The organism is uncultured Microbacterium sp., assembly GCF_963521645.1.
Lineage (GTDB): Bacteria > Actinomycetota > Actinomycetes > Actinomycetales > Microbacteriaceae > Microbacterium.
Map to the genome: position 1 here is coordinate 1 of NZ_CAUQVQ010000095.1, position 9,654 is coordinate 9,654.

Genomic DNA, 9,654 nt, shown 5'->3' on the forward strand with positions numbered 1-9,654 from the left:
GGCAAGGGCGTGCTCAAGGCCGTCGACGCGATCATCGACGAGCTCGGCCCGGCGCTCGAGGGCGTCGAGGCGAGCGAGCAGCGCATCGTCGACGAGATCCTCATCGAGACCGACGGCACCGAGAACAAGAAGCGCACGGGCGCCAACGCGATCCTCGGCGTCAGCCTCGCGGTCGCCAAGGCCGCGGCCGACTCCGCCGACCTGCCGCTGTTCCGCTACCTGGGCGGCCCCAACGCGCACGTCCTGCCCGTCCCGCTGTTCAACGTCATCAACGGTGGCGAGCACGCCGACAACGGCATCGACATGCAGGAGTTCTTCCTCGCGCCGATCGGTGCCGAGACCTACTCCGAGGCGCTCCGGTGGGGCGTCGAGACCTACCACGTGCTGCGCGGCGAGCTGAAGGCCGCCGGCTACGCGACCGGCCTCGGCGACGAGGGCGGATTCGCTCCCGACCTGCCCAGCAACCGCGAGGGTCTGGACTTCCTGGTGAAGGCGATCGAGAAGGCGGGCTTCAAGCCCGGCACCGAGATCGCCCTCGGCCTCGACGTGGCAGCCACCGAGTTCTTCACCGACGGCGTCTACCGCCTCGACAACAAGGACTGGAGCGGCCCTGAGCTGATCGAGTACTACCAGGGACTGGTCAACGACTTCCCGATCGTCACGATCGAGGATGCCCTGGCCGAGGACGACTGGGACAACTGGAAGCTCCTCACCGACGCTCTGGGCTCGAAGGTGCAGCTCGTCGGCGACGACCTGTTCGTCACGAACCCGACGCGTCTGGCCGACGGCATCAAGCGCGGCGTCGCCAACTCGCTGCTCGTCAAGGTCAACCAGATCGGCACGCTCACCGAGACGTTCGACGCGGTCAGCCTGGCGCAGCGCTCGGGGTACACCGCGATGCTCTCGCACCGCTCGGGCGAGACCGAGGACACGACGATCGCCGACCTCGTCGTCGCCACGAACGCCGGTCAGATCAAGGCTGGTGCGCCTGCTCGGAGCGAGCGCGTCGCCAAGTACAATCAGCTTCTGCGCATCGAAGAGGAGCTGGGCGACGCGGCGGTCTTCGCCGGCCGCTCCGCCTTCCCGCGTTACCAGGGCTGACTGCAGCTGAACGAGACCCATCCGGCTCCCTGAGCCGAACCCCGAGGAGGAGCCGTGGTACGACGACCGGCTCCTCCTTCGGCGTCTCCGGGTGGGACGACGCATGCCCGCGGGTCGACCGCAGGATCTTCCCGCCGGTCCCGGCCCCCTCGAGCGGGCGCAACCGCCGACCGCCGGGTCGACGTGCGCGAATGGACGTCCGGCATCCGGCTGTCCGCGTTCTCCGTGATCATGCTGTCGCTCGTCGTTCTGGGCGCGTGGGTGCTGGTGCCGACGCTCGGCACCTTCATCGACCAACGACAGAAGATCTCCGCCCTCGAGCACTCCATCACGGTCTCGGAAGACGAGATCGCCGCCCTCGAGAAGGAGCGCGAGCGCTGGAGCGACCCGGCCTACATCACGACGCAGGCTCGCGAGCGGCTCTACTACGTGAAGCCGGGCGAAGTGGTCTACCTGATCGACAACGACCTCGACCCCGCCGCTCTGCCGCAGGAGCAGGGTCCGGTCAGCGACACGCTCGAGGAGACACCGTCGGACTGGATGCCTCAACTGCTGCGCAGTCTGACCTCCGCGGGGCTCAGCGACACCGCCGCCGTCCCCGAGTGACAGGTCGTCGCAGGGAGATCGCGTCGAGCATCCTCTCGGGCGGCTCCCGTACGCTGGACACGTGACCACCCCGCCTTTCGCCGCCCCCACGACCGCCGAGCTCGCCGTAGTGTCGGCCCAGTTGGGGCGGACCGCGCGCGGTGTCGTCGGCATCGCGGCACGGTGCGTGTGCGGCAATCCCACTGTCGTCGCCACGACTCCTCGCCTGCCCGACGGCACGCCCTTCCCGACGTTCTACTATCTGACGCACCCGGCGGCGACCGCCGCGATGTCGACCCTCGAGGCCACGCAGGTGATGCCCGAGCTCGCTGCCCTGCTGGCGGACGACGCCGACGTCGCCGCCGCGTATCTCGCGGCGCACGAGGCCTACCTCGCCGATCGCGCCCAGTTCGGTGACGTCAGCGAGATCGACGGGATCTCCGCCGGCGGCATGCCCACACGCGTCAAGTGCCTGCACGCGCTGGCCGGGCACGCGCTCGCTGCGGGCCCCGGTGTGAACCCGATCGGCGATCAGGCGCTGGCCCGTTCCTCGTGGTCGCCCGACCTCTGCCGCTGCGAAGACCCGGGCGCTGCCGTGCGCGAGGTCGAGGACTCCTCGGCATGAGGCGCGGCCGGATGCTTCGCGGGGCTGTCGCGATCGCGACGGTCGTGGCATCCGTGCTGCTGCTCGGTTCGACTGCCGCTCCGACGCCGACTCCGCAGCCGGTGCCCGACGATCCCGCGGATCCGGTGCGCGCCTCCGAGTACTGGCTCGACGGCGCCCGCGTGCGCGACGCGTGGCAGACCACACGAGGCAAGGGCGTCACGATCGCGGTGATCGACACCGGGATCGCGAATGTTCCGGGAGTCTTCGATCAGGCGGTGATCGGGGGGACCGACGTGTCCGGCACCGGATCTCCCGACGGGCGCACACCGCTCGGCGCGATCGACGGCAACCACGGCTCGTGGGTCGCGTCGCTGGCAGCAGGACGCGGGGCGGCGGACGGCACAGGCATGATCGGCGTCGCTCCCGAGGCGAACCTCCTGTCGATCTCGGTGGGTTTCGGTGCGGCCGCGCGAGTCCCGTTCACGGAACAGGTGGCGAAAGGCATGCGCTGGGCGGTCGACCACGGCGCCGACATCATCAATCTCTCGTTCACGACCAACACGCTCGACTGGGACAAGAGCTGGGACGATGCGTTCCTGTACGCCTTCGAGCACGACGTCGTGGTCGTCGTGGCCGCGGGCAACCGGGGGAGCGGGACCAACATCATCGGCGCACCGGCGACGATCCCGGGCGTCCTCACCGTGGGCGGTGTCGACCAGACCGGGACGGCGAGTCTCGAGGCATCGACCCAGGGCATCACGATCGGCATCGCGGCGCCCAGCGAAGGACTCCGCGGGGTCTCGGCGGACGGCCAGGTGGCCCGATGGAGCGGCACGAGCGGTGCGGCGCCCATCGTGGCGGGGATCGCGGCGCTGATCAGATCCGCGCATCCCGATCTCGATGCCGCCAACGTGATCAACCGCATCATCCGCACCGCGATACCCGTCGAGGGCGTCACGCGCACACCCGACCCGCTGTACGGATACGGCCTCATCGATGCCGAGGCCGCGGTCACCGCCGACGTGCCGACCGTCGCCTCGAACCCCATGGGCGACCTCGCCGAGTGGGTGCGTCTGTTCCGCCGCGCGGACTCCGAACCGCAGCCCGTGCCGACGGTGACGCCTGTCGAGGTGCCGCCGCTGCCTGCCGCCGACGCGCCGACCGAGCCCGGTTCACCGCTGCTTCCCAGCGCTGATTCACTGCGCTACGGTACCCTGCCGCTCATCGCGCTCACAGTCCCTGGTATCCTGGTAGCGCTTGGCGTCACCGCAGCTGCCCGGCGCATCCGATCGGCGCGCGCTCGCACGCCACATTCCTGACTCTAGGAGTTGTCCCTCTGTGCCTGAGAACAGCACTGTGCCCAAGATCCTGATCGTCGGTGGAGGCTACGCAGGCTTCTACACGGCGTGGAAGCTCGAGAAGCACCTTCGCAAGGGCGAAGCCGACGTCACCATGGTCGACCCGCTGCCGTACATGACCTACCAGCCGTTCCTCCCGGAGGTCGCCGCAGGCTCGATCGAGGCCCGCCACTCGGTGGTCGCGCATCGCAGGCACCTCAAGCGCACGAACGTCCTCACCGCGAAGGTGACGGGGATCAACCACGCCGAGAAGGTCGCGACGATCACGCCGCCCGTGGGAGACCCGTACGAGTTCGCGTACGACCAGATCGTCGTGACGGCCGGCGCCGTCTCGCGCACGTTCCCGATCCCGGGCATCGCCGACAACGCGATCGGTCTCAAGACCATCGAAGAGGCCGTGGCGATCCGAGACCGCCTGATGTCGAACTTCGACAAGGCGGCGTCGCTGCCCGCGGGCCCCGAGCGCGACCGTCTGCTGTCCGTCGTCGTCGTCGGTGGCGGCTTCGCCGGCATCGAGGTCTTCGCGGAGCTGCGCTCGCTCGCCTCGTCGCTCGTGGGCAAGTACCCGCAGCTGACCTTCGACGACACGCACTTCCACCTCATCGAGGCCATGGGGCGCATCATGCCCGAGGTGTCGCTGCAGACCAGCGAGTGGGTGCTGAAGGATCTCGCCAAGCGCGGAGCCAACGTGCACCTCGACACCCAGCTCACCAGCGCCGTCGACGGCAACGTCGAGCTGTCGACGGGCGAGGTCATCCCGACCGATCTGATCGTCTGGACGGCCGGCGTCATGGCGAACCCCACCGTGGTGCGCGGAGGCGACCTCCCGGTCGAGGAGCGCGGTCGCATCCAGACCCGCGCCGACCTGCGCGTCGGCACTCCCGAGGCGTTCGTCCCCGGTGCGTGGGCTGCCGGTGACGTCTCGGCCGTGCCCGACCTGTCGGGCGGTGGCGTCGGCGGGTTCTGCGTGCCGAACGCCCAGCATGCGGTGCGTCAGGCGAAGCTCCTCGCGAAGAACATCGTCGCGGTGCTGCGAGGCGAGGACCCGAAGGAGTACTTCCACAAGAACCTCGGTGCCGTCGCGGGCCTGGGGCTGTACAACGGCGTGTTCCAGTCGGGCAAGATCGCGCTCAAGGGATTCGTCGCCTGGGTCGCGCACCGTGGCTACCACGGTCTTGCGATGCCGACGTGGGAGCGCAAGCTCCGCGTGGTCGGCGGCTGGTGGAACAACCTGTGGCTCGGTCGCGATCTCGTGAACCTGCAGACGGTGCAGAACCCGCGCTACGTCTTCGAGGAGTTCGCCGCCCGCCCGCGTCCGGCCGCCCCGGCGTCCACCGCTCCGGCCGCTCCTGCGACCACGGCTCCGGCCGCTCAGGCGGCCGCCGCCGACAAGGCAGCGGACGAGAAGCCTGCGGGCCAGAAGACCGCCGCCAAGAAGCCGGCGGCCAAGAAGCCCGCGGCAGCGAAGGCTGCGGAGACGGCCGCGGCCAAGTAACGTCTCTCGTCGAACGCCCCGATCTCTGCGGAGTCGGGGCGTTCGTCGTCTCCGGTGTCGGACGGATCCTCGCACCGGGCTCATAGGAGCGATCGCTAGGCTGGCCGGAGCAAGGGGAGTACTCCCGACTGCGGTGGCGTCGTCACTACGGACACGAGGTCGTGTCCCGGCCCACCGGCCCGCTGAGGGCGGAGGAGACCTGGCGTCCGTATCCGAGGACAGCCGTCGCCCCTGCACCCTCCACCCGGTGCTCCGGTGGCTGTTCACACGCCACACGAAAGAAGCCACGACATGGGAATGCTGGATCGTCTGCTGGGAATGGCCGCGCAGGCCCTCGACCTCGATTCGACGAAGGGCGAAGCGCGTGCGGGGGAGCCGAACCGGTACACCCCGCCCGCATCGGCGGGCACGAGGAACCCCTACAGCCCGCCGCCCGCCGCGAGCCCGCACACTCGGCGCAGCGGCGCCCCGGCCGCCTCGCGGGCAGGGACGGATGCCGATCGCGCGGCGATCGCGCGGTACGACTACCTCCTGCAGACCGCTGACCCGCACCGGGTCGAGGAGATCCACCGCGAGGCCTTCGACAGGCTGACACCGGCCCAGCGCACGCAGGTGCAGGAGCGGATGAACGCCGAGCTGCCGCCGCACGATCGCCCTCGATCGTCGTCGGTGTTCGACCTCGCCCGAGCGGCCGGTCGCACCGAGGCCGCGCGCCCGGGACGCATGCGGGGGCTGCTGTCGCGCACCCGGGGCGTCGGCGCGGCCGGCGTCGTGGGCGGCGCCGCCGTCGGAATGCTCGGTGTGGTCGCGCTGGGCGCCGTGTCGAGCGCCGTCGCCGCACCCTTGCTCGAGCAGGCGGCAGGTCTGGGCGTCGACTTCGATGCACTCGCACAGGGCGTGGACCTCGAGGGGATCGCGAACGGGCTGGGGGCCGACGAGCTGGTGTCGGGCGCCGCCGAGGGAGTGACGGGAGCGGCGGAAGGCGTGATCGGGTCTGCCGGAGAGGCCGTGACGGGCTTCGGGGAGACCGCCGGGGAGTGGGGCCAGAAGCTCGGCGACATCGGACTCCCGGGGCTCGGAGACATCTTCGGCCGCTGAGTCGGCGTCGCTCCGAGTGCCCCCGCTGGGACTCGAACCCAGACTGAAGCGATTTTAAGTCGCCTGCCTCTGCCATTGGGCTACGGGGGCGTGCGGCCGAGCCCTGGCTCAGCGTACACGCAGAGATCTCACCGACGTCGTAGGGTGGGGGAGTGCTCGACCTCACCGCCGATCTGAGCCCTGACCGGGGACCCTCGACCGTCGCTCCGGAGTGGCAGGATCCCTCGCGCTACTGGCCTCGTCTGTCCGCCGCCACCGGCCATCTGCCCGCTCCCGTGGCCGTGATCGATCGTGAGGCTCTCCGGCACAATGCGATGGACCTCCTGGTGCGGGCGGGAGGGCTGCCGATCCGTGTGGCCTCGAAGTCGGTGCGCGTCCGCGCCGTGCTGGACGCGGTCCTCGCGCTGCCCGGGTATCGCGGCATCCTCGCGTTCACCCTCGCAGAGGCGCTGTGGCTCGCCGAGACGCACGACGACATCGTGATCGGGTATCCGACCGTCGATCGCGCCGGATTGGCCCGGCTGTTCGCATCCGACGAGGCCGCACGGCGCATCACGCTGATGGTCGACGACCCGGCGCACCTCGACATCATCGACAGCGTCGCGCCGGCGGGTGCGCGCCCGGAGATCAGGGTCGCGATCGATGCCGACGCCTCCTGGCGCTCTGCAGCGCTCGGACACATCGGGGTCCGGCGATCGGGTCTGTTCACCGCGGGCGAGACCGCGGCGTTCGCCCGCCGCATCGCCCAGCGCCCCGGGTTCAGGCTGGTCGGAGTGCAGATGTACGAGGCGCAGATCGCGGGACAGGGCGACGCCGCCGGTCCCGACGCCCCGCTCATCCGCTTCGTGCAGTCGCGCTCCCGTGCGGAGCTCCGAGATCGGCGTGCGGCGATCGTCTCCGCGCTCGCCGACGTCGCCCCGCTGGAGTTCGTCAACGGCGGGGGGACCGGTTCGCTCGAGTTCACGGCGAGCGACGAATCCCTCACCGAAGCGAGCGCGGGCAGTGGACTGCTCGGAGGACATCTCTTCGACGGGTACCGATCGTTCCGACCGGCTCCGGCCTCCGCCTTCGCCTTCGACGTCGTCAGACGGCCGACCGCCGACATCGCGACGGTGCTGGGCGGCGGATGGATCGCCTCCGGGCCACCCGTAGCCTCCCGGCAGCCGCTGCCCGTGTGGCCGCAGGGTCTGCGGACGCTTCCTCGAGAAGCTGCCGGCGAGGTGCAGACTCCGCTGCAGGGCACGGCGGCGTCGAGCCTCGCCGTCGGCGACCGCGTCTGGTTCCGCCATTCCAAGAGCGGCGAGCCCGCCGAGCGCATCGACCGCTATCACCTCGTCTCCGCCGACGAGGTCATCGATGAGCTGCCGACATATCGCGGCGAGGGAAAGGCGTTCCTGTGACGAGGATCGGAGGCACGTGGCAGAACTGGGCGCGATCCGCACAGGTCAAGCCCCTGCGGGTCGAACGTCCGCGGAGCCCCGAAGGCGTGCAGCGAGCTGTCACGGCGGCTCTCGCCCACGGACTCAGCATCAAGGCGGTCGGGGCGGGCCACAGCTTCACCGGGATCGCGGTGGCCCCCGGCGTGCTCCTCGAGCTCGATGACATGCAGGGACTCGTCTCGGTCGATGCCGAGCGGCGCCGTGTGACCCTGCTCGCGGGCACCCGTCTGCATCGGATCCCCGCGCTCCTCGCCCCCTACGGCCTCGCGATGGAGAACCTCGGCGACATCGACCGGCAGTCGATCGCGGGCGCGATCTCGACCGGGACGCACGGGACCGGATCAGGCTTTGGGGGGCTCGCGGCACAGGTGGTCGGTCTGACGATGGTCACCGCATCCGGCGATTTCCTCCGCATCGACGAGCAGAGCGACTCCGAGCTCCTCCCGGCGGTGGCCCTGGGACTCGGCGCGCTCGGGGTCATCGTCGACGTCACTCTGCAGTGCGTTCCCGCCTTCGTGCTCAGCGCGGTCGACGAGCCGGTGCCGCTCGGCGAGGTGCTGACCGACCTGGACGACCGTGTGTCCGCGTCGGACCACTTCGAGTTCTACTGGTTCCCGCACACCGAGGTCGCCCTGACCAAACGCCAGACCCGCATGCCGGAATCGACCCGCAGACAGCCTCTGCCGGTCGTCGGCAGGTGGATCGACGAGACGCTGCTGTCGAACGGCGTCTATCGCGTGGTCTGCGCAGCCTCGCAGCTCGTGCCCGCGATCACGCCGCCGTTCAACAGGCTGGCGGTGACTCTCACCGGCGACAGACAGTACGTCGACCGGTCGTATCGAGTCCTGACGCAGAGCCGGACCGTGCGATTCCGCGAGATGGAGTATGCGCTTCCGGCCGCGAACGTGGTGCCGGCATTCCGTGAACTCCAGGCGCTCATACAGAAGCGCGGGTGGCGCATCGAGTTCCCCATCGAGGTCCGCTTCGCCGCTGAGGACGATCGCTGGCTGTCGACCGCCCACGGCAGGGCGACGGGCTACATCGCGGTGCACCGGTACTGGCGCGTGGACCCCACGAGCTACTTCGAGGCGGTCGAGCGGATCATGCTCGAGCACGGAGGCCGACCGCACTGGGGCAAGCTGCACACGCTCGACGCCGCGCAGCTGCGCGAGCTGTATCCGCGGTTCGACGACTTCGCCGCGCTGCGCGATCGACTCGATCCCGAACGACGGTTCAGCAACCGGTACCTCGAGCGCGTGCTGGGCGAGTGACACAGCCGCTCCGCAGGTGGCCCGCACCCAGTCGGCGTGCAGACTGCGCGGATAGGATGGGACAAACACGAGGAAGGGTGGGCCTCTGATGGAATGGCTCGTGCCAGTACTGATCGTCGTCGGCGTGATTCTGCTCATCGGAATCTATCTGTGGGCGACGTACAACTCGCTGGTGCAGCTGAATGTCCGCGTCGACGAGGCGTGGAGCGGCATCACCGTGCAGCTCAAGCGCCGAGCGGATCTGATTCCCAACCTGATCGAGACGGTCAAGGGGTACGCGTCGCACGAGAAGGCCGTGTTCGAGAACGTCACGCGCGCTCGGGCCGAGACCCTCTCCGCCGGCGGTCCCGGCGAGGCGGGGATCGCAGAGGGACACCTGCAGCAGGCGCTCCGCAGTCTGTTCGCGGTCGCCGAGGCATACCCGCAGCTGCAGGCGAGCCAGAACTTCCTCCAGCTCCAGCAGTCGATCGTCGACACCGAGGACAAGATCCAGGCGGCGCGTCGGTTCTACAACGGCGGCGTGCGCGAGCTGAACACGAAGATCAAGGTCTTCCCCAACAACCTCTTCGCGAAGGGACTCGGCTTCACCGAGAGAGAGTTCTTCGAGGTCGCCGACAGCGGTGCGATCTCAGAACCGCCCCGCGTGCAGTTCTGACGCGAGAAGGCCCGATGCGATGCCGCGCGCCTGGGGTGCGCCCAG

General features: G+C 69.8%; 9 protein-coding genes and 1 tRNA gene. 9 read left to right on the top strand and 1 reads right to left on the bottom strand.

The annotated features are described in order from the left end of the window. The 6 genes from eno to RWO82_RS13900 form a co-directional block, all read left to right on the top strand. Positions 1-1,101, top strand: a 1,101-nt coding sequence (gene eno, locus RWO82_RS13875; RefSeq protein ID WP_314428067.1) for a phosphopyruvate hydratase, incomplete at its 5' end; no start/stop codon positions are given. A 183-nt stretch (positions 1,102-1,284) separates the two neighbouring features. Further along, a complete protein-coding gene (locus RWO82_RS13880) occupies positions 1,285-1,707 on the top strand; it encodes a septum formation initiator family protein (protein WP_314428069.1) in 423 nt (140 codons plus the stop codon). A 61-nt stretch (positions 1,708-1,768) separates the two neighbouring features. Next, a complete protein-coding gene (locus RWO82_RS13885) occupies positions 1,769-2,311 on the top strand; it encodes a DUF501 domain-containing protein (RefSeq protein WP_314428071.1) in 543 nt (180 codons plus the stop codon). An 11-nt stretch (positions 2,312-2,322) separates the two neighbouring features. Continuing rightward, entirely contained in the window at positions 2,323-3,612 is a 1,290-nt protein-coding gene (locus tag RWO82_RS13890; RefSeq protein ID WP_314428073.1) for a S8 family serine peptidase, read from the top strand. 37 nt (positions 3,613-3,649) lie between these two features. Then, on the top strand, positions 3,650-5,146 hold the full coding sequence (locus tag RWO82_RS13895; RefSeq protein ID WP_314428082.1) for an FAD-dependent oxidoreductase: 1,497 nt from the start codon (positions 3,650-3,652) through the stop codon (positions 5,144-5,146). A 291-nt stretch (positions 5,147-5,437) separates the two neighbouring features. Continuing rightward, positions 5,438-6,244, top strand: a complete 807-nt coding sequence (locus RWO82_RS13900; protein WP_314428074.1) for a cation-transporting ATPase — start codon at positions 5,438-5,440, stop codon at positions 6,242-6,244. Positions 6,245-6,261: 17 nt separating this feature from the next. Here RWO82_RS13900 and RWO82_RS13905 read toward each other — a convergent pair. Then, positions 6,262-6,334 (bottom strand) — tRNA-Leu (locus RWO82_RS13905). 62 nt (positions 6,335-6,396) lie between these two features. Here RWO82_RS13905 and RWO82_RS13910 point away from each other — a divergent pair. The 3 genes from RWO82_RS13910 to RWO82_RS13920 all read left to right on the top strand — a co-directional run bounded on the left by RWO82_RS13910 (position 6,397) and on the right by RWO82_RS13920 (position 9,609). Then, positions 6,397-7,644 carry an alanine racemase gene (locus RWO82_RS13910; protein ID WP_314428076.1) on the top strand — a complete coding sequence of 416 codons (1,248 nt, stop codon included), beginning with the start codon at positions 6,397-6,399 and terminating at the stop codon, positions 7,642-7,644. Continuing rightward, positions 7,641-8,954 carry a D-arabinono-1,4-lactone oxidase gene (locus RWO82_RS13915; protein WP_314428078.1) on the top strand — a complete coding sequence of 438 codons (1,314 nt, stop codon included), beginning with the start codon at positions 7,641-7,643 and terminating at the stop codon, positions 8,952-8,954. Before RWO82_RS13910 ends, RWO82_RS13915 begins: the two co-directional genes overlap by 4 nt. Positions 8,955-9,042: 88 nt before the next feature. Beyond that, the gene (locus tag RWO82_RS13920; protein WP_201469241.1) at positions 9,043-9,609 is read left to right on the top strand and encodes a LemA family protein; all 567 of its coding nucleotides are present in this window, start codon (positions 9,043-9,045) and stop codon (positions 9,607-9,609) included. Positions 9,610-9,654 lie beyond the last annotated feature (45 nt).

Excerpts from the sequence above, each read along its gene's own strand:
- RWO82_RS13900 (WP_314428074.1), top strand. The coding sequence starts at position 5,438 with ATGGGAATGCTGGATCGTCTGCTGGGAATGGCCGCGCAGGCCCTCGAC.
- RWO82_RS13920 (WP_201469241.1), top strand. The coding sequence starts at position 9,043 with ATGGAATGGCTCGTGCCAGTACTGATCGTCGTCGGCGTGATTCTGCTC.
- RWO82_RS13890 (WP_314428073.1), top strand. The coding sequence starts at position 2,323 with ATGCTTCGCGGGGCTGTCGCGATCGCGACGGTCGTGGCATCCGTGCTG.